Genomic DNA, 20,364 nt, shown 5'->3' on the forward strand with positions numbered 1-20,364 from the left:
GATGTTCAGCCCAGCTCCAGCGTCGTGATGCCGAAGATGCCGCCAAGGTCGATCGCCGGTGCGGCGCCGCGGTACATGCGCGCGGTCTCGAAGCCCGGCGACAGCCCCGCCGCGGCGAGGAAGGCCGGGAAGCTCCCGGCCGTCTCCGGCACGTCGATATGGACGGGGCCGCCGCAGACGCCGGCGAGGGCCGAGAGCAGGACCTCGGCGGTTCCGCCGTCCCGTGCGAAGAGCGGGCCGATCTTGAAACCCTCGCGACAGGGCCGGGCGACGCCGTAGCCGGCGATGCCGTCCTGCCCCATCGCCACGAGGGCGACATGCGGCGGGCGCAGCCATTGCTTCAGGAAAGCCCGGCGCGGTGCCGGGAAGAAGCCGCCATCGAAGGCGGCGACGGCCTCGACGAAATCGGACGTCACCGGCCGGACCGCGCCGGACGAGGCGGCCGCCGGCGCGAAGCGACCGCTGTAGCGGATGGTGCGATAGGCCGGGACGAAGCCCATGCTGCGGTAGTTGGCCTGCTGTGCGGGCACGCCGTCGAGACCGATGGTACGGCCCGCGAGCCGCGCCATGCCGGCATCCCACACGGCCTTCCCGTGGCCCCTGCCGCGCCGATCCGGCCGGCAGATGTAGAGCCCGATGAAGCCGAACGTCTCCCCGTAGGCGACGGCCGAGATGCCGGCGACCATCTCGCCATCCATGAAGGCGCCGAGGAAGCCGCCCGAATCCGCGGCATGGAAGGCGGCAGCATCGGCGAGGCCGGGATTCCAGCCTTCGCCCGCCGCCCAGTCGACCAGCGTCTCGATCTCAGCGAGCGTCAGCGGGCGTATCGTCGGCGCTTGCGGCATCAGGCGACGGCCTTGTCCTCGATCCCGAAGCCGGCGAGGAGGCCGGTGTAGGGCTTCGGGGCAGGCCGAGCATAGGCCCCGCGCTTGCCGGTGGACAAGCCGAGCGTCACGAGCGCCTCGGCCTGCTTGACCGCCGCCCCCACGCCATCGACGACGGGAATGCCGAACTCGCCTTGCAGCGCGGCGGCAAGGTCCGCCATGCCGGCGCAGCCGAGCACGATCGCTTCGGCATGGTCCTCCTTGAGGGCGCGGGTAATCTCGCCGCGCAGCGCGGCAACGGCATCGGATGACCGGTCTTCAAGATCGAGCACGGGAACGCCGAGCGCCCGCACGCGGGCGCGCGGCTCCATGCCGTAGCGGCGGACGAGCTCGGTGATCGGCACGAGCGAACGCTCCGACATCGTCACCACGCTGAAGCGTCGGGCGAGGAAAGAGGCGAGGCTCAGTGCGGCCTCGCAGATGCCGATCACCGGGATGGCCGCCATGGCGCGGGCCGCGTCGAGCCCTGTGTCGTCGAAACAGGCGATGACCGCCGCCGCGGCGCCCGCGCGCTCGCCCCGCGCGATCTCGGCGAGGAGGCCCGGCACCGCCAGCGCCTCGTCGTAATAGCCCTCGATGGAGGCGGGGCCCATTGCGGAGGTCACGGCCTCGATGACGGTCGACGGACCGGCGGCCGCGCGCGCGGCTGCCGCGATCGTCCTGGTCATCGAGGCGGTGGTGTTGGGATTGACGACGAGGATATGCATGGGGACGTTCCGTGCGCGGGCCTTCGGTCAGCCCCGCGCCCTGCGCCGGCCGAGCCAGACGATGATGCCGAGCGTGAGCGAGATGACGAGGAAGGAGAAGAGCGTCGTCACCGTGCCGAGCGCGTAGAGCACCGGCGTGGTGACATTGGTCGTCATGCCGTAAATCTCCAGCGGCAGGGTGTTGTAGGTGCCGGCCGTCATCAGCGAGCGGGCGAATTCGTCATAGGACAGCGTGAAGCCGAAGAGGCCGACGCCGACCAGCATCGGCGCGATCATCGGTAGGAGGACGTGGCGGAAGGTCTGCCACGGCGAGGCGCCGAGATCGCGCGCCGCCTCCTCGTAGGCCGGCGAGAAGCGGTTGAAGACGGCGAACATGATGAGTACGCCGAAGGGCAGCGTCCAGGTGAGGTGCGCGCCGAAGGCCGAGCCGTACCAGGACGGGCGGATGCCGACCTGCTGGAACATCACGCCGATGCCGAGCGAGATGATGATCGACGGCACCACGAGGCTGGCGACAGCGAGGTAGAACAGCGGCGTCGCCCCGACGAAACGGCGCCGGAAGGCGAGGCCGGCGAGCAGCGAAACGACGACGGTCACCACCATCACCATGAGGCCGAGCGTGAAGGAACGGCGGAAAGAGCCGCCGAAGTCGCCCACCGCCTGCTGCTCCGTGAGATTGCGGAACCAGTGCAGCGAGACGCCGTTGAGCGGGAAGGTGAGGCCGCCGCTCGGCCCCTGGAACGACAGGATCAGGATGGCCGACAGCGGCCCGTAGAGGAAGACGAGGAACAGGCCGAAGAAGACCGCGAGGATCCAGAAGGTGACGGAGCGTCTTTCGCCGGCCATGTCAGAGCTCCTTGCGGATGTCGACGATGCGCAGGATGCCCGCCACCATCAGGAGGACAAGGACAAGGAGCACGACCGCATTGGCGGCCGCCGCCGGATATTGCAGCAGCGACATCTGGTTGCGCATCATCAGCGCGACCGACGCGCTCTGGCCTCCGGACATGACCTGCACGGTGATGAAATCGGCCATCACCAGCGTAACAACGAAGATGGTGCCGATCGCCATCCCCGGCTTGACGAGCGGCAGGACGACGTTCCACAGCACTTGCCAGCCGTTCGCCCCCGCGTCGCGCGCCGCTTCGATGAGCGCGCGGTCGATGCGCATCAGCGTGTTGAAGATCGGCGTCACCATGAACAGCGTGTAGAGATGCACCATGGCGAGCACGACGGCGAAATCGGAATAGAGCAGCCATTCGACCGGCGTCGAGACGAGCCCCATCTCGATGAGCGTGGCGTTGACGAGCCCGTTCCGCCCCAGCACCGGGATCCAGGAGATCATGCGGATGATGTTGGAGGTCAGGAAAGGCACCGTGCAGACGAGGAACAGCACCGTCTGCATGGTCGCGGTGCGGACGTGGAAGGCAATGAAATAGGCGACCCAGAAGCCGATGAAGAGCGTCAGCGCCCAGACGATGGCGGCATATTTCAGCGTGTTGAGATAGGTGCGCCACGTCACCCATGAGCCGAGCGTCTCGGCATAGTTGGTGAGGATGAAGTCCGGATAGAGCCGCGCGAAGTCGTAGTCCCAGAAGCTGACCGCCACGATCATGAGGATCGGCGCGAGCAGGAAGACGCCGAGGATGAGCGCGAGCGGCGCCGCCTGCAGATAGGCGGCGAGGCGACCGAGCACCGAGACAAGGCGCGCGCCGGCCGGGCGGGCCGGGGAAGCGGCAGGTTGTTCGACGGCGATGGCCATGCGGCCTTTCCTCGGGTGAAACACTTCTCTGACGAAGCCCCGCGTGGCGGACCGCCCCCTCCCGGCGAGGGAGAGGGCGGAAAGGCGTAGGCTCAGGCGGCGATGAACTCGTTCCAACGGCGGACCATGTAGCGGTCCTCGTCCATCACCGAGTTCCAGCAGGCGACCTTGCCCATGCGCTCCTCGAAGGAGCCGCCATCGCGCACGGCGCCCGCCTTCTCCATCACCTTGCCGTCGGGCGCGAGGATGTCGCCCTTGGCCGGCTTGCCTTCGACCCAGAAGCCCCATTCGTCGTCGGACATGTGCTTCTTCGCCGTCTCCATGGCAGCGGAATAATAGCCCTGGCGGTTGAGATAGGCGCCGACCCAGCCCGACAGGTACCAGTTGATATATTCGTAGGCCGCGTCGAGCTTGGCGCCGCTGAGGTGCTTGGCGAGGCCGATGCCGCCGCCCCAGGCGCGATAGCCTTCCTTGAGGGGCTGGTAGACGCAGGGGATGCCGCGCGAGCGCACGGCCGCCACGGCGGGCGACCACATGGACTGGATGATGACCTCGCCCGAGGCCATGAGGTTGACGCTCTCGTCGAAGGACTTCCAGAAGGCGCGGAACTGGCCGGCGCGCTTGGCGGCGATGAAGAAATCGATGGTCTTGTCGATCTCGGCCCGCGTCATGTTGCCCTTGTCGGCATAGGTGAGCTCGCCCGAGGCCTCCATGATCATGGCCGCGTCCATGATGCCGATGGAGGGGATGTTGAGGATCGAGGTCTTGCCGCGGAAGGCCGGGTCCATGATGTCGGCCCAGGTGGTGATCGGGCGGCCGACGAGATCGGGCCGGATGCCAAGGGTGTCGGCGTTGTAGATGGTCGGCACCATCGTCAGCCAGCCGGTCGGCGCCTTGGCGAAGGTGGTCGAATCCGGTCCCTCGACGAAGCCGACCGTGTGCGGCGCGGTGCCCTGGGCGATGACGCTGTCCGGCGTCAGCTTGCCGGTGATGAAGAGCGGCACGATCTTGTCGAAATAGGTGAGCCGCGACACGTCCATCGGCTGCAGGACGCCGGCCGGGAAGACCTTCTTGGCGATCCAGTATTCGATATCGGCGATATCGTAGGAATCGGGCTGGGTGACGGCGCGCTGCGCGGCAGCGTCCGAATCCGTCGCCGTCATCTCCAGGGTGATGCCGAGGTCCTCCTTGCACTTCTCGGCGATGGCGTTGAGGTTCGACACGCCGGTGCCGAACTGGCGCAGGGTGATCGGGTTCTGCGCCCAGATGGTCGGAAAGCCCGTGATCGCGCCCGAGCCGGCGGCAAGGCCGGCGGCCGCAGCGCCGGTCTTGAGGAGCGAGCGGCGCGAGATGCCGCCCGATATGCCGCGCTTGTCCTTCGTTGTCCTGGTCATGGCCTCATCCCCTCTTGTGATTGTTGCTGCTTGATCGTCGCTCGGCTCAGGAACCGAGCCGGCCGAGGACAATCGCGTCCTCAGCACGCCAGGCGAACGGAACCGCCTCGCCCACCGTGACCGGCCTGGCGAAGAAAGGGCCATCGCCGACGATTGCCGTGAAATCCTCGATGCCGGCGCCGCTCGCCGTCAGCTTCACCGATGCGCCGCGATATTCGACATTGGTGACGATGCCGGTGAAGCCGAGCCCGGGCACCGGCGCCTCGCCGAGGCGCACGCGGTCGGTGCGCACGGCGATGTCCGCCTGCCCGCCCTCGGGTGGCCGGCCGAGCGCATCGAAGCGTCCGCCACCGGCGACCTCGACCGTGACGGCGCCGTCGCGCACATCGGCCACCCGGCCGGAGATGACGTTATGGTCGCCCATGAAGCGGGCGACGAAGGCGGTGGCCGGCCGCTCGAAGATCGTGCGCGGATGGGCCGCCTGCTCGATGCGACCTTCGTTCATCACCACGATGAGGTCGGCGAGCGCCATCGCCTCCTCCTGGCTGTGGGTGACGTGGACGAAGGTGATACCGAGCTCGTTCTGCAGCTTCTTGAGCTCCGCCCGCACCCTCACCTTGAGGAAGGGATCGAGCGCGGAGAGTGGCTCGTCGAGCAGCAGCGCTTCCGGATCCGTGATCAGTGCGCGCGCCAGCGCCACCCGCTGCTGCTGGCCGCCGGAGAGCTGCGCCGGCCGGCGGTCGGCATAGGTGTCCATCTGCACCAGCTTCAGTAGATCGAGCGCCCGCGCACGGCGCTCCTCCTTCGCCACGCCTTTCATCTTCAGGCTGAAGGCGACGTTGTCGACGACGTCGAGATGGGGAAAGAGCGCGTAGGACTGGAACATCATCGCCGTGCCGCGCCGTGCCGGCGGCAGGTCGGTGACGACGGTGTTGCCGAGCCGGATGTCGCCCGAGGAGATACGTTCATGGCCGGCGATCATCCTGAGCGTCGTCGACTTGCCGCAGCCCGACGGTCCGAGCAAGCAGCAATAGCTGCCCGCCGGGATCTTGAGACTGATGGCGTGGACGGCGGTCATCGTCCCGTAGATCTTGGATACGGCGGCGATGTCGATCGCGGCGGCCTTGCTCATGCGGCATTCCCCTGTCTGCCGGGAACGAAGCATCCGGCGTGCCAGTTGCCGGGAGCGGATCCAAGGCGCTGGTATGGCTCAGGTTTTCTGCCGAGCGTGGCGAGCAGGGGAAGTCAACGAACTGCACAAAATCCGGGCAGTTGTCGCCGATCTGACGGCAAAATTGTATGCAATTTCAGCTTCTATTGCCGGCAATCTCGGCTTTCCTCCGCCGCTTTTCCCGCTAGAAGGAAAGACCCTATGCGGGTGAGACGGGCATGAACCGCATCGATTCGACATCTGCCGATGGGCAGCATGCAGCCGAGGACCGCACGCAGGCGATTCATGACCGGCTGCGCGACGCCATCGTCGACCGCCGGCTGGCGCCCGGCACAAAGCTCTCGGAGGGCGAGGTCGGCGCGCTGTTCGACGTGAGCCGCACCGTAGCGCGCGCGGCGCTGCAGATGCTCGCCTTCGAGGGACTGGTGCGCATCGAGCGCAACCGCGGCGCTTTCGTCGCCAATCCCTCGCCGGAGGAGGCGCGCCAGGTCTTCGCCTCCCGCCGGCTGATCGAGCCCGGCATCGTCGCGGCCGCGGCGGAGCGGGTGACGACCGACGACCTCGCCCGCCTGCGGGCCCATCTCGCCGCCGAGCGCCGGCACATGCACGAGCGCGGGCCGGACGCGCGGCGCGCCGAGATCAAGGCTTCGGGCGAATTCCACCTGCTGCTCGCCGCCATGGGCGGCAATGCCATTCTGCAGCGCTTCATGGAGGAGTTGATCGCCCGCTCTTCTCTCGTCATCGCGCTCTATGGCCGCTCCGGCGCATCGAGCTGCGGCCACGACGAGCACGACGCCATCGTCGATGCGCTCGAAAGGCGCGATGCGGCGGTCGCGGTCGCGCTCGTCGTCAGCCACATCGACCATATCGAGGCCGATCTCGACCTGCGCGCCCGCACCGGCCCCACGCTGAAGGCGGCACTGGCGCCGTAGGTCGGGTGGCCCCCGGCCTCACCGCGCCGCAGCAAGAAGGCGGGACGCTGGGAGACGGCTCCGGAGGCTCGCGTCGAGCTGTTCGGCGAAGCTCGCGTGAAAGGCCGTGGCCGTGACGATGTCGAGATGGTCGGTGTCCGGCACCAGCGTCACAGCCTCGACACGGCTGGAATAGTGCCGCCAGTCGACGAGCCTGAAGCCCCGCTCGATGGACTTTTCCGCAATCCAGGCGCGGATGGGCAGGTCGCTCCGCTCGAGGCGATAGTTGCGGAAGATCATCGCATTCTCGATGAGCGTCCAGAAGATGTGCTCGCGGCTGCCGATGTCCGGGCCGTCGAGCGGCAGGTCCGCGGGACTGTTCAGCACATAGGCGAGGAAGCGGGTGTAGACCTCCGCGTCCATGCGGGCGATGAGGCTCTCCCAGTCGGCGCGCATGCGCGTGCGCGGCAGCCAGGCCGCGATGCGCCGCTCGATTCCAGCCCTCTCGTCTTCCGTGAGACTCACCTCGGCATCGATGGCGAATTCCGCGTCGAGGGCGCAGACATCGAGCATGCCAACGAAGGTGATGTCGACCTCGCCCATCAGCCTTCGCGCCGTCTCATAGGCGAGGATGCCGCCCCACGACCAGCCGAGCAGCGTGCAGGCCCCGCCGCTGGTGCGACGGATGTAGTCGGCATAGCGGCCGGCAAGTTCCTCGACGCTCACCGTACGCGCCTTGTCCTCGGTCAGCGAGTAGCAGATGAAGGCGGTCGCCGGCTGGTCCGGCCCCAGATGCTCGACGAGCCCGGCATATTCGCGCGTGCTGACGAGGAGGCCCGGGAAGCAGTAGAGCATCGGCTGGCTGCCGGTGCGCCGCATGTGGACGACCGCATGCTCCTCGGCCGTTCCGCTCGCGAGCGCGGCGGCGAGCGCCTCGACCGTCTGATGGTTGAAGAGCTGGGCGATGGTGACGGACCGGCCGGGCAGGAGCCGCGACAGGCGGGCGAGCACCCGGAGCGCCGAGAGCGAATTGCCGCCGAGCTCGAAGAAGTTCTCGTCGATGCCGACGGCAGCGAGCCCCAGCACCTCGCGCCAGATGCCGGCGATATCCGCCTCGAGCGGCGTGCGCGGCGGGCGGATCGGCACGACATGCACCTGCGGCGCGGGGAGGGCGTCGCGGTCGAGCTTGCCGTTGGGCGTGAACGGCAACCGGTCGAGGACGAGGATGCGTGAAGGCACCATGTAGCCAGGCAGGCGCGCGGCGAGCGTCGCCCGCAGGACCGCCGCGTCGACCGCAGCGCCGGCCGCCGGCACGACATAGCCGACGAGCATGGTGCCGCCCGGCGCCTCGCGCAAAGCTGCGGCGGCGGCGCTGACGCCGTCGAGTTCGGCAAGCTGCGCCTCCACCTCGCCGAGCTCGATGCGGAAGCCGCGCAGCTTCACCTGCTGGTCGCGGCGGCCGAGATAGTCGATGACACCGTCGGCACGGCGGCGCACCACGTCGCCCGTGCGGTACATGCGTCCGCCGGCGCCCGCGAAGGGATCGGGCAGGAAGCGCTCGGCCGTGTCGCCCGGCCTGCCGTGATAGCCACGGGCGAGGCCCTCGCCACCGATGAACAGCTCGCCCGCCTCGCCGTCGGCCATGGGCATAAGATCATCGTCGAGCACATAGGTTTGGCGCGGACCGACGCCTTTACCGATGGGCGCGTAGGCCCCCGAAAAGGTCGCGCTCGCCGGCACCTTCCAGGCGAGCGGCGAGATCACCGCTTCCGTTGGGCCGTAGCCGTTGATGAGCCATTGCGGCTTCAGCGCTCGCTTGACGAGCTCGAAGGTCGCCGGCGACATGCCCTCGCCGCCGAAGGAATAGAGGCGGACCGGCGGGGCCTCGCCCGTCTCCAGCGCCCATTCCGCCACCTGGTGTAGATAGCGCGGCGGAAAGCCGGCATTCGTGACGCCGTGGCGCGCCATGGCATCGAGCGTCTCGACCGCGCTCCACAGCGCCTGGTCGCGCAGCACGATGGCACCGCCGAAGGCGAGCGGCACCATCCAGCGCTCGTGCGCGCCGTCGAAGCTGACGGACAGGAAATGCAATTCGCGCGATTGCGAGGTCATGTCGTAGAGCTCGCCCGTGGCGAGGCAATGGGCGGCGAGCGGCCCGTGCGCCACGGCGACGCCCTTCGGCCGCCCGGTGGAGCCGGAGGTGTAGACGAGATAGGCGAGCTGGTCGGGATGGACGGCAATCCCCGGATCGCTGTCGTCGAGCCCCGACAGGGGAAGCCCGTCGCAGGCGACAACTCTTGCGCCGGCCAGGGGCGGCAGCCGCGCGGCGAGGTCGCGGGTCGTCAGCACGATGCCGACGCCCGCATCGCTCAGCACATGGGCGATGCGCTTGGCCGGATGGTCGGGATCGACCGGCACGAAGGCCCCGCCGGCCTTGAGCACGGCGAGGAAGGCGGCGATCATCTCGGCCGAACGGGGCAGCGCGACCCCGACGCGCTCCTCCGCGGCGAGGCCGAGGGCGAGGAGATGGCGCGCGAGCCGGTTCCCCCGGCTCTCGAGGGCGGCGAAACTCGTCTCGCCGCTGTTCTGGATGACAGCGGGTGCGTCCGGCCGGGCGCGGGCATGGCCGGCAATGAGGCTGTGTACCGGCGCGCCGGCGCCATGGCACCCACCCCAGGCGAGTGTCGCCCGTGCCTCGTCCCGGCCCGTGGCGAGGAAGGCGGCGAGCCGGGCGGGGCGCATGTCGCGCCAGACGGTGCCGACATGAGCGAGGCATGCGGCGCGGGGTCCGGAGAAGCCTGCCGTGCGCCAGCCGTCCGGCAGTCCACGGCCGACGGGCCAGAGCGAGAACTGCCCCTCGCCGTTCACCACGACGTCGAAAATGGTGCCCTCGTCGTCGATCGCCATGCGCCCGATCCGTCCATTGTTGTCGATGCCCTCAAGACGGACGGGGAGGGGAAAAATTTCGCGTCTTGCCCGTTTCGGCATCGGCTGCAGGCCGGGACGCTGAAAAAAACGCCCTGCGCATTCGTCGTTTCATCGACATGTCGGCAGGAGAGGGCCATGGACGCCGAGATGAGACCAGGCGAGACCGTCTACACCTCCTTCAATGCCGGGGAACAACCAAGACTTGCGGTGCGGGCGGCCGGCCGCGGCCTCGCTGTCGAGCGTGACGGCACGGTGCTCGCCACCTTGCTGTGCGAGGACGAGAGCCGCCGCCTGGCATTTCGGCCGGGCGCGGCGGAGCCCGTGACGCTGGTGCACGCCGCCCTCGCCGGACTCGAGGCCTTCTTTGCCCTGCATCCGGATCGGGCCACGGTCGGGCTTGCTTCGATGGACTGGGCGCCCGTCGCCGATACGCTCCTCGGGCGCGGGGCCGCGCTTGCCGGGCCCGGCGGCACGCTGACGGCCCACGCCTCCCTCCTGTGGCAACTGCCCGAGCTGTGGCTGCCGTCCCCAACCGCGCCCTATCCGCAGCATTTCGTGATGACGGGCGGGCGCCGCCATCCGCTGCGGCCGATGAAGCCGACGGGCATGGTCTATGCCCGCTTCATCCCCTGGCTCGGCGGCGTTCTGTCCCTGCGCGCCGCGACGGTGGAGGCCGACGCCGCGCGCCTCAACCGCTGGATGAACGACCCGCGCGTCGCCGCCGTCTGGGCGGAGGAGGGCGACCTCGACAAGCACCGGGCCTATCTCGGCGGGCTCATCGCCGATCCGCACATGCTGCCGCTCATCGGCTCCTTCGACGGCGAGCCCTTCGGCTATTTCGAGGTCTATTGGGCGAAGGAGAACCGCCTCGGCCCCTTCTACGACGCGCAGGACTACGACCGCGGCTGGCACGTGCTCATCGGCGAGGACAGCTTCCGCGGCCGACCTTGGGTCACCGCCTGGCTGCCGTCGCTGATGCACTACATCTTCCTCGACGACTGCCGCACCGAGCGCATCGTCGGCGAGCCGCGGGCCGACCACCAGCAACAGATCCGCAATCTCGACAAGGCCGGCTTCGCCAAGATCAAGGAATTCGACTTCCCGCACAAACGGGCCTTGCTCGTGATGCTGCTGCGCGAGCGCTTCTTCGGCGACCGGCTCTGGCAGCCGGCAGTGGCGCCGGCGGCAGCACGGCAGGGCGTCCGCAGCCCGAGCCCGCCGAGGCATGACCGTCACACGACCAGCGGCAGGTGATCCCCATGACCCTACATGACCGGACCTTCGACGTGATCGGCGTCGGCTTCGGCCCCTCGAACCTCGCCCTCGCCATCGCGCTCGACGAGGCGGCCCGCCGCGAGCGGCCGGGCCTCGCCTTCCATTTCGTCGAGAAGCAGCCGCATTTCACCTGGCACGGCGGCATGCTGCTGCCGGACAGCGACATGCAGATCTCCTTCCTCAAGGATCTCGTCTCGCTGCGCGACCCGACGAGCCCTTTCACCTTCGTCAACTACCTGCACGAGAAGGGACGTCTCACCGCCTTCATCAACCGCAAGACGTTCTTCCCGAGCCGTATCGAATTCAACGACTACCTGCGCTGGGCGGCATCCTGCTTCGCCGAGCGCTGCAGCTATGGCGAGGAGGTCGTCGCCCTCGAGCCGGCGGCGGAGCGCGACAGCACGGTAACCGCCTTCGTCGTGCGCTCGCGCGCAGCCGACGGCACCGAGCGCCTGCGCCGGGCGCGCAATGTCGTCATCGCCGCCGGCGGTGCGCCGCAGCTGCCCGAATGCTTCGCCGCGCTCGCCGGCGACACGCGCATCATGCATTCCTCGCGCTATCTCGACGGCATCGCTGGGCTCGGGCTTACCGACGCCCCCGCCACCCGCATCGCCGTCGTCGGCGGCGGCCAGAGCGCGGCCGAGATCTTCTGCGATCTCGCCGGCCGCTTCGGCAGGGCGGCGATCGATCTTCTCGTGCGCGGGCGGGCGCTGAAGCCGGCCGACGACAGCCCCTTCGTCAACGAGATCTTCGATCCGGAGGGCACCGGCGCCTTCTTCGGCCAATCGCAGGCGGCGCGCCACGCCTTCCTCGACGAGTTCCGCAACACCAACTATGCGGTCGTCGATCACGACCTGATCCAGCGCATCTACGACATGCTCTACGAGCAGCGGGTGGCTGGCGGAAACCGGCTCGCGCTGCGGAGCGGGCGCGCAGTGGTGGCCGCTGCGGCCGACCGCGACGGCATTACGCTGACGCTCGCCGGCAGTGAACCCGGGGCAGCCGAGGAACGGCGCTATGATGCCGTCGTGCTCGCCACCGGCTATCGCCGTGGCCTCGACCGTCGGCTTCTCGCCCCGCTCGCGCCCTATCTCGCCGGCGGGACGGTGGACCGGGACTATCGCCTGCCGATGGCGGAAGCCTGCGAGGCAGGGCTCTTCGTGCAGGGCCAGTCGGAGACGACGCACGGGCTGAGCGACACCCTGCTCTCCGTCGTCGCCGTGCGATCCCGCGAGATCGCGACGGCGATCGTCGAGCGGCTGCCACCTCCGCCTCTCCCGGCGGAGCATTTCATGCGGCCCGTGCGCCTGGCGGCTTCCTCGTGACGGCCGCGGCGACAAGAACAGCGGCCGAGCCGGATGCCGAGGCGCTCGTCTCGGCGCATCTTGCCATGCTCGCCGGCAGCTATCTCACCGAGGTCATCGCAGGGCCGGGCCGCGCCCGCTACGCCTTTTCGGCCGGCATCCCGGACGTGACCATGAACTTCGCCGTCGGCATCGGCACCGGCGGCATCGGCTGGCTTGAGGAGACGGCCCGAGCGCGTGGGCGCGCCCCGGCCTTCCTGGCCGAGGACGAGGCGGCGCCCGGCTGGCTCCACGGCGCCCGCGCCTATGCGGCGCGCTGGATGGTGGCCGAAGCCGCTCCCGTCGCACAGGACGACCTCGCCCTCGCCGGGCTTGGCTTGCGCCTGACCGACGGCCCTGCGCCGGATGAGTCCTTCCTCGCCGTCTTCGGCGCCTGTCACGACGGCGGGCCGATCGATGCGCATGTCGCGCGCCATTATGTGCCGGTGCTCGCCGCCGCGCAGCCGGTGGCCGGTGTCACGACCCGCCATGCGGTCGTGTTCGACGGTCAGGATCCGGTCGCCTGCGCCACCCTGCATATCACCGGTCCGCTCGCCGGCCTCTACAACGTCGGCACGTGGCACACGCGCCAGCGCAGCGGCATCGGTCTCAAGCTCACGCGGCGCCTCGTCGCCGAGGCGGCCCGGCTCGGCGCAAGCCACGTTTTCCTGCAATGCGCGGCGGGCACGCATCTCGAGCGGCTCTACGGGCGGGCGGGCTTCCGCACCACGTTCTCGCCTCTGCTCGTTTGCCGGGAAGGCGCGCGGGATGACCATTGATGAACCGTCCGCCATTGGCCCGGCCTCTTCCGCCGTCATGGCCGGGCTTGTCCCGGCCATCCACGCCTCTAGCGTTGCCTCGAGCTGCAAGGCGTGGATGCCCGCGACGAGCGCGGGCATGACGGAGGGGGGCGTTGCGCTTCACCACCATGCGGGCGCGTTGCCCGGGCAGGGCGACCGAAAGACGGGCGCGGCAGAACGGACAGGACGCAACCGATGAGGCCGCGCATGCGCCTCTTCCTCTCCGCGCCGCTCGATCTCGGCGCGCCTGACCTGCGGCGCCTCATCGTGCGCCTGGCGCTGCCGGCGGTGGCGGGGCTGTCGATCAACGCCCTGCATCACCTCGCCAATGCCGCCTTCCTCGGCATGCTGGGGACCGAGGCGGTGGCGGCGGTGAGCTTCGTCTTCCCGCTCGCCATCCTGCTCGCGGCGCTCGGCGAAGGCATCGGCGTCGGTACCGCGGCGCTCGTCTCGCGCCTTCTCGGCGCCGGGCAGGAGGAAGCGGCCAACCGTGCGGCGACAGCGGCCATGGTGATGGCGCTCGGGACCGGCGTCGGCGCCGGCGGGCTCGTGCTCCTCTTTCTGGACCCGATCCTCCATGCCTTCGGCACGACGCCGGGTGCCTTCGGCGCGGCGCGGGCCTATGCGCTCATCCTCGCCCTCGGCACGGTGCTGACGCTGACGCAGATCCTCGCCGACTTCATCGCCATCGGCGAGGGCAACACGCGCTTCAGCATGTGGACGCTCGTCGGCTGCTTTGCCGTCAACATCGTGCTCGATCCCCTCTTCATCTTCGTTTTCGGCTGGGGCGTGTCCGGCGCCGCGGCGGCGACGCTCGTGGCGCAGCTCCTCGTCATGGCCGCCTGGGCCGTTTATTTCACCGGCGGCTACGGGCGGGTGCGGCTGCGCCTTAGCCTGTTGCGCAGCCGGCTCGGCGCGCTCTGGCGGGAGGTGCTGCGCCCTGTCCTCGCCGTCGGCGCGCCGGCGGGGCTCGCCAGCGTCGTCTCGGCCGCCGCCTTCACGCTCGTCTATCGCACGGCCGGGCCCTATGGCGAAGCGAGCGTCGCCGGCCTCGGCATCGCCCTCAGGCTGCTCGCGGCGGGGGTACTGCCCGTCGCCGGCTTCTGCATTGGCGCCCAGGCCGTGCTCGGCTACGCGCTCGGCAACGGCGACACGGCGCGCGTGCGCGCGGCGCTCGGCTTCATGATGCGCGTCACCGGCGTCTTCGCGCTCGTCCACGCCGCGCTCATGATCGGCTGCGCCGATGCCGTCGTATCGGTGTTCTCGGCGGATGCGGCGGTGCGCGCGGTGGCGGCGCGGGCGCTCGTCGCCGTCCATCTCTCCTTCGCCCTCTTCGGCCTGCAGATGGTGCTCGTCGTGCTGCTGCGGGCGAGCGGGCGGGCGCGGCTCGCGGCCCTCGTGACGCTGGCGCCGCAGGGCTATCTGCTGGTGCCGCTCGTTCTCGTGCTGCCGCGCGTCTGGGGGCTCGACGGGCTCATCGCCGCGCCGGCCATCGCCGCAGGCCTTGCCGGTTTCGCGGCCGCCGCCCTGCTGGCGCGCGAGATGCACGCATTGGCGCGGGCCGCGCGGCCGGCGCTCAGCGCCTTCGCAGCAGCCAGATGAGGCAGGGGGTGCCGACGAGCGTCGCCATCAGCCCGGCGGGAATGGCGCTCGTCGGTGACACGAGCCGGCCGAGCCAGTCGGCCAGGGCCATGACCGTGCCGCCGAGAAGCGCGGCGCCGAGCGCCTGCGACAGACCTTGCGCCAGCCCCGCGAGCCGCGCCAGATGCGGCGCCATGAGCCCGACGAAGCTGAGCGGGCCGACGACGAGCGTCGCGGTGGCCGTCGCGACCGCCGAAAAGAGAAGAACGGCGAGGCGGCTTGCGCCGAGCGGCAGCCCGAGCGTGCGGATTGTGGCCGTGCCGAGGGGCAGGATGTCGAGCCAGCGCGCCATCGGCGGCAACAGGGCGATGAGCGCCACGGCGACGCCCGCGGTGACGAGCGCATCGCCCGCGCCCACTCGATAGGTCGAGCCGACGAGCCAGGCGAGCAGCATCTGGGCGCGCGGGTCGCCCGCCGCCATCAGCGCGACGACGAGAGCATCGAAGAAGGCACCGAGGGCGATGCCGGCGATCAGCACCCGCTCGGGCGAGAAGCTGCTGCCGCGTGCGAGCGACAGGATGGCGAGAAGGGCGAGGAAGGCGCCGGCCGCACCCGCCGCGAGGCTCTCGGACCGGCCGGCCGCCGGCACGAGGATGAGCAGGAGCACGAGGCCGAGCGCCGCGCCGGTCGAGATGCCGAGCACCTCCGGGCTCGCCATCGGGTTGCCGGTGAGTCGCTGCATCAGCACGCCGGCCGCCGCCAGCATGGCGCCGGCGGCGAAGGCGGCTGCGATGCGCGGTAGACGCCACGGCAGCAGGGCCGACAGGGCGTCCGGCCCGGCGACGGCGATCCCGTCCGGCCCGCGGCCGATGACGAGCGTTGCGACGATGACGACGAGCGCGAGGAGAGCGAAGAGACCGACGTTGCGCCACGGCCGCCGGCTGCGGCGGGCGGCGGGCAGAGCGGCGCTGCGCGGCGGCGTGGCCGTCACCGCGAGACGCCGCAGCAGGACGAGGAGGAGCGGCGCCCCGAGGAGGGCCGTCACGGCCCCCGTCGGCACCATCTCGCCCAAGGGCCCGGCCCAGCGCTGCAGGAGCTGGTCGGTCAGCCACAGGAGGGCGGCGCCGGTGAGCGGCGCCCACAGGAGGCGCTGGCGCAGGGTGCGCGCGCCCATGAGGCCGGCGAGCGTCGGAGCGGCGAGATCGACGAAGCCGATGACGCCGACGGCGCTGACGACCGAGGCCGCGAGCGCCACGGCCAGCCCCAACAGGACAAGGCGGGCGCCGCCGAGCGCGAGCCCCAGGCTGCGCGCCTGCCCGTCATCGAGGCCGGCGAGCGTCAGCGGCCGCGCCATCAGCGCGACGAGCAGCGCAACGATGGCGAGCCGCGGCGCGAGGAACCACACGGTGTCCCAGCCCTGCTGGCTGAGCGAGCCGCCGCCCCAGAGGAAAAGGGCGGTGAGATAATGCTCGTTGAACAGGACGAGTGCCGCCGCCGCCGTGCCGGCGGCAAGGCTCACCGCCATGCCGGCGATGACGACCGCGAGCGGCGACAGCGCCCGGCCCCAAGCGATGGAGAGGACGAGTAGGAGCGCGGCCGCGGCGCCGCCGAAGGCGACGATCTCGCTTCCTTCCGTCAGCACTCCCGGCAGCCACAGCCCGGCAACGGCGAGGGCAAGGCGCGCGCCGGCCGCGACCCCGAGCGTCGTCGAGGAGGCGAGGGGATTGCGCAGCACCTGCTGGAACACGGCGCCCGCGAGCCCCAGCGCCGCTCCGGCGAGGATGCTGACGACGAGCCGGGGCAGGAAACTCTCGCGCGCCACGAGCTGGCGCATGTCGGTGAGGTCCGGAGCGGTGAGGGCCGTAAACCACAGCTCCGGCGGCAGCCGTGCCACGAGCGCATCGATGCTGAGGAGCAATGCGACGGCGACCATGGCCGCCACGCACCAGGCGGGATGGAGGAGGGACCGCGATAGCCCGCTCTCGCCGCAACGGAGCTCGGGCTTGCTCGAGCTCCGATTCGTCTCGCGCAAGTCGGGTGAACCCGACTTGCTTTCGGGGAGAGGCTTGCGGTGAGCGGCAACACGCATCCGCCGACGCAGCGCCGTCGCCTCCGGTCCAGGCCCTTGCCCTTCATCCTGCCCTCTCTCCGCAGGCGGGGAGCGGGTTCCTGCGGCCGGCGTCGCTCGTTCCGGCTCGGCGGCCGCATGCTCACGAGCGTGCTCAGCCATGGCCACCCTCTCCCGTGAGCGCATCGGTAAGGAGGGTGCAGAAGCGCATGGCGGCGGGCAGGGTGCCGAACATCAGGACGGGCGGCAGGCGCAGCACACGGCCGTCCCGCACCATGGGCAGGTTGTTCCACAGGGGGCTGTCGCGGAAGGTGCGCGCCGTCTCGCGCGGCAGCGGCTCCAGGAGCACAAGGCGCGCCTCGGGCATGCCGGCGAGGGCCTCGAGGCCGACCGTGGCAAAGCCCCAGGCGTTCGTCGGGCCGTGCCAGGCATTGGCAAGACCGATGCGTTGCAGCACGGCATCGAACAGGCCGTGACGGGCATAGATGCGCACATGCCGCCCGTCGAGGAAGGAGGCGATGACGACGGGTCGCGCGTTGCCCGAAGCGGCGAGCCGCGCCCGGGCCGACACCATCGTTTCCTCGGCGCGGAAGATGAGCGCTTCGGCCTCGGCCGTCCGGCCCGTGACGGCGCCGAGGCGACGCGTGGCCGCCTGCGCGACGGTATAGGGCGTGCCTTGCGGGCCGTAGATGGGCAGGGACAGGACGGGCGCGATGCGCTCGAGCAGGGGGCGGATCGTCTCGTGCTCGGCGATGGCGAGGATGAGATCGGGCGCGAGCTGCTGCAGGATTTCGAGATTGGGCTCGACCCTGAGGCCGACGTCCGCCGTTCCCGGCGGCAGCGCCGGGGAGATGACCCAGTCGGCATAGGTGCGCGTCTCGGGCACGCCGACGGGCGGCGCGCCGATCGCGATCAGCGTCTCGGCCAGCCCCCAGTCGAGCGCGACGATGCGCCGGGCGGGAACTGGCGCCGCCGCCGGCAGGAGCGCAAGGCCGGCGAGCGCCGCGAGGACCTGCCGACGCCTCACCAGCGATAGCGCAGCGAGGCGACGACGCTGCGGCCCGGACCGTAGACGCACGAGAGGTCGCCGCCGTTGCAGATGACGTAGGTTTTGTCGAAGAGGTTCTTGGCGTTGACCGCGAAGCGCCAGTTGTCCCGCTCGTAATGCACGGCGGCGTCGACGAGCGTGAAGGCCTGATTCTGGAAGGTATTGGCGTTGTCGGCGTAGCTAGCGCCGACATAGCGCACGCCGCCGCCGAGCCCGAGGCCCTTCAGCACGCCCTCCTGCAGCGTGTAGTCGAGCCACAGCGAGGCCATGTGACGCGGGGTGACCGCCGGCGTGTTGCCGACGAGGGCCGCGTCGGTGTCCTTGCTGATCTCGGCGTCCGTATAGGTGTAGCTGGCGACGAGATCGAGCCCGTCCATGAGGCTCGCCAGCGCCTCCACCTCGAGGCCGCGCGTGTGGATCTCGCCGGTCTGCACGCTGAAGAAGGGATTGAGCGGGTCCGTCGTCAGCACGTTCTGCTGCTTGAGGTCGAAGAGCGCGAGGGTGACCATCGAGCGCATGCCGGGCGGCTGGTACTTCAGGCCGACCTCGAACTGCTCGCCGGTCGTCGGCTTGTAGGCGGCGCCGAGCCGGTCGGTCCCGACGACGGGCTCGAAGGAGGTGGCATAGGCGGCATAGGGCACGAGGCCGAAGTCGAACTCGTAGCCAAGGCCGACGCGCCAGGTGAGCTCGTTGTCGTCCTGCGTGCGGGAGGAATTGGCGATGTAGTTCTTCAGCTTGCTGGTGGCCCAGTCCTGCCGCAGGCCGGCCGTGAGGATGAAGCCGCCGAACTTGATCTGGTCCTGGGCATAAAGGCCGAGCTGCGACAGCGTCTGCTCGTTGTTCTGGTAGATCGGCGGCAGCGCCACCGCCTGGCCGTAGACGGGCTGGAACAGGTCGATCGGCGGCACGCCCGGATCATAGGTGCTGTCGGAATAGCCCTGCAGCGAGCGCGCGGAGAGGTTGAGGTAGTCGAGGCCGAAGAGCAGCGTGTGTTTCAGGGGCCCGGTCTCGAACTTGCCCTCGACCTGGTTGTCGACCGTGAAGGAGCGCAGCTTGCCGTCGACGGTGAAGGCGGCGCGGTCGAGCGTGCGCAGGTCGGCGCGCAGGCCGGCGCCGTAGAGCACGTTCTGGTCCGCTTCCAGATGGCCCCAGCGCAGGTTCTGTCGCACCGTCCAGGCGTCGTTGAAACGATGCTCGAAGGCGTAGCCCAGCGAATAGGCGGTGCGGTCGACCCGGTCGAAGTTCGGGTCGCCGATGAAGAAGCTGCGCGCGATGCGGCCGTTGGGATTGGCAAAGCGCGTGCCGAGCGCCGGCAAGGTGCCGTAGGCGGATGCCTCGTCGTGCTGGTAGCTGCCGAAGAGGGTGAGCGAGGTGTCGGCGCTCGGCCGCCAGGTCAGCGCCGGGGCGATGAAGTGCCGATCGTTGCGCGTGTAGTCGACCTGCGTCTCGGAATCGCGCAGGAGGCCGGTGATCCGGTAGGACCAGATGCCGTCCTTGTCGATGGGGCCGCCGAGGTCGGCGTTGATCTGCTTGTTGGCGTCGCTGCCGCCCGAGATCTCGACCTCGTGGAAGGGGCTCGCCGGCGGGCGCTTGGTCACGAGATTGACGATACCCCCGGGGGATGCCGCGCCGTAGAGCACGGAGGAGGGCCCCCGCAGCACATCGATGCGCTCGACACCGTAAGGATCGTAGGCCCAACTCATCATGCCCACCGTCGGCATGCGCATGCCGTCGCGGTAGACGCCGACGGAGGTGATCTCGAAGCCGCGCACCTTGAACTGGTCGAAACGCGGGTCGAGACCCCACGGCTGGGCGAGGACGCCGGGCGTGTAGCGCAGGGCTTCCGGCAGCGTCTGCGCCTTCTGCGCCTCAATGCGGTCGCGGGTGATGACGGAGATGGACTGCGGCACCTCGATGACGGGCGTATCAGTCTTGGCGCCCGTGCCGGTGCGCGTGGCGACATAGCCGTCGACCGGGCCGTAGGCCGTCTCGGCGGTGCCTTCGATATTGATGGTGTCGAGCAGGATGGAACCGTCGGCGGCCGGCGCCGCGGCACCGGCGGCGCCGCGCGACACCGTCACCGTGCCACCGGCAATGCGGAAGCTCGCGCCCGTGTTGGCGAGCAGGCGGCGCAACGCGGCCTCGGCGCTCATGGTGCCGCGCACGGCGGGTGAATCGAAGTCGGCCACAGCATCAGCCGCCGCGCTCACCTGCAGGCCCGCCTGGCGGCCGAAGGCGGCGAGGGCGCGTGACAGCGGCTGTGCCGGTATGTCGAAGGCGCGCGCGGAGCCGGCCTGGCGCGCGTTGCTCGCTTGGCCCGTGGACTGAATCGTCTGCGCCATGGCCGGGCCGGCGATGATCAGCGCCATCGCCGTCGCAGTAAGCCATGCCGCCCGTCCGCACAGCCGCTGAACGTCCCGCGCCTCGGCACCCGATACCCTACGCCCCATCGCTCGTCTTCCTTCGCTCGCGGCCGCGCCGCCGTGACTCCG

Annotated in this window: 15 protein-coding genes; 5 read left to right on the top strand and 10 right to left on the bottom strand. The window is 70.1% G+C overall.

Annotation, left to right across the window (positions count from 1 at the left end):
- Positions 1-5: 5 nt before the first annotated feature.
- From P2T65_RS03890 to P2T65_RS03915, 6 genes are all read right to left on the bottom strand, one after another.
- Positions 6-845 carry a GNAT family N-acetyltransferase gene (locus tag P2T65_RS03890; RefSeq protein ID WP_276199233.1) on the bottom strand — a complete coding sequence of 280 codons (840 nt, stop codon included), beginning with the start codon at positions 843-845 and terminating at the stop codon, positions 6-8.
- Positions 845-1,591 (bottom strand): aspartate/glutamate racemase family protein, encoded by a 747-nt coding sequence (locus tag P2T65_RS03895; protein ID WP_276199234.1) that lies wholly within the window; start codon positions 1,589-1,591, stop codon positions 845-847. Before P2T65_RS03895 ends, P2T65_RS03890 begins: the two co-directional genes overlap by 1 nt.
- A gap of 27 nt (positions 1,592-1,618) precedes the next feature.
- Positions 1,619-2,437 carry an ABC transporter permease gene (locus P2T65_RS03900; protein ID WP_055458893.1) on the bottom strand — a complete coding sequence of 273 codons (819 nt, stop codon included), beginning with the start codon at positions 2,435-2,437 and terminating at the stop codon, positions 1,619-1,621.
- A 1-nt stretch (position 2,438) separates the two neighbouring features.
- Positions 2,439-3,353, bottom strand: a complete 915-nt coding sequence (locus P2T65_RS03905) for an ABC transporter permease (RefSeq protein WP_276199235.1) — start codon at positions 3,351-3,353, stop codon at positions 2,439-2,441.
- A 92-nt stretch (positions 3,354-3,445) separates the two neighbouring features.
- Entirely contained in the window at positions 3,446-4,747 is a 1,302-nt protein-coding gene (locus P2T65_RS03910) for a PotD/PotF family extracellular solute-binding protein (RefSeq protein WP_276199236.1), read from the bottom strand.
- Positions 4,748-4,793: 46 nt separating this feature from the next.
- On the bottom strand, positions 4,794-5,879 hold the full coding sequence (locus tag P2T65_RS03915) for an ABC transporter ATP-binding protein (RefSeq protein WP_055458890.1): 1,086 nt from the start codon (positions 5,877-5,879) through the stop codon (positions 4,794-4,796).
- Positions 5,880-6,136: 257 nt separating this feature from the next.
- On the opposite strand from P2T65_RS03915, the gene P2T65_RS03920 reads away from it, so the two are divergent.
- Positions 6,137-6,850, top strand: coding sequence for a GntR family transcriptional regulator (locus P2T65_RS03920; protein ID WP_063188565.1), 714 nt, complete (start codon positions 6,137-6,139; stop codon positions 6,848-6,850).
- 18 nt (positions 6,851-6,868) lie between these two features.
- Here P2T65_RS03920 and P2T65_RS03925 read toward each other — a convergent pair whose 3' ends face one another.
- Entirely contained in the window at positions 6,869-9,736 is a 2,868-nt protein-coding gene (locus P2T65_RS03925; protein ID WP_276199237.1) for an amino acid adenylation domain-containing protein, read from the bottom strand.
- Positions 9,737-9,892: 156 nt separating this feature from the next.
- Between P2T65_RS03925 and P2T65_RS03930 the strand changes: the two genes are divergently transcribed.
- From P2T65_RS03930 to P2T65_RS03945, 4 genes are all read left to right on the top strand, one after another.
- Entirely contained in the window at positions 9,893-11,011 is a 1,119-nt protein-coding gene (locus P2T65_RS03930) for a GNAT family N-acetyltransferase (protein WP_276199238.1), read from the top strand.
- Between the two features lie 5 nt (positions 11,012-11,016).
- Positions 11,017-12,357: a lysine N(6)-hydroxylase/L-ornithine N(5)-oxygenase family protein gene (locus P2T65_RS03935; RefSeq protein ID WP_055458886.1), complete on the top strand. Its 1,341-nt coding sequence runs from the start codon at positions 11,017-11,019 to the stop codon at positions 12,355-12,357.
- Positions 12,354-13,154: a GNAT family N-acetyltransferase gene (locus P2T65_RS03940; RefSeq protein WP_276199239.1), complete on the top strand. Its 801-nt coding sequence runs from the start codon at positions 12,354-12,356 to the stop codon at positions 13,152-13,154. Before P2T65_RS03935 ends, P2T65_RS03940 begins: the two co-directional genes overlap by 4 nt.
- A 216-nt stretch (positions 13,155-13,370) precedes the next feature.
- On the top strand, positions 13,371-14,777 hold the full coding sequence (locus P2T65_RS03945; RefSeq protein WP_276199240.1) for an MATE family efflux transporter: 1,407 nt from the start codon (positions 13,371-13,373) through the stop codon (positions 14,775-14,777).
- On the opposite strand, the gene fhuB is transcribed toward P2T65_RS03945, so the two are convergent.
- The 3 genes from fhuB to P2T65_RS03960 form a co-directional block, all read right to left on the bottom strand.
- Positions 14,752-16,689, bottom strand: coding sequence for a Fe(3+)-hydroxamate ABC transporter permease FhuB (fhuB, locus tag P2T65_RS03950; RefSeq protein ID WP_276199241.1), 1,938 nt, complete (start codon positions 16,687-16,689; stop codon positions 14,752-14,754). The genes P2T65_RS03945 and fhuB overlap by 26 nt on opposite strands.
- Before the next feature lie 289 nt (positions 16,690-16,978).
- Positions 16,979-17,851, bottom strand: a complete 873-nt coding sequence (locus P2T65_RS03955; protein WP_276199242.1) for an ABC transporter substrate-binding protein — start codon at positions 17,849-17,851, stop codon at positions 16,979-16,981.
- The gene (locus tag P2T65_RS03960; protein WP_276199243.1) at positions 17,848-20,322 is read right to left on the bottom strand and encodes a TonB-dependent siderophore receptor; all 2,475 of its coding nucleotides are present in this window, start codon (positions 20,320-20,322) and stop codon (positions 17,848-17,850) included. The genes P2T65_RS03955 and P2T65_RS03960 overlap by 4 nt, the downstream gene beginning before the upstream one ends.
- Between the last annotated feature and the right edge of the window lie 42 nt (positions 20,323-20,364).

The sequence above is a fragment of the Chelatococcus sp. XZ-Ab1 genome (assembly GCF_029309855.1).
Lineage (GTDB): Bacteria > Pseudomonadota > Alphaproteobacteria > Rhizobiales > Beijerinckiaceae > Chelatococcus_A > Chelatococcus_A sambhunathii.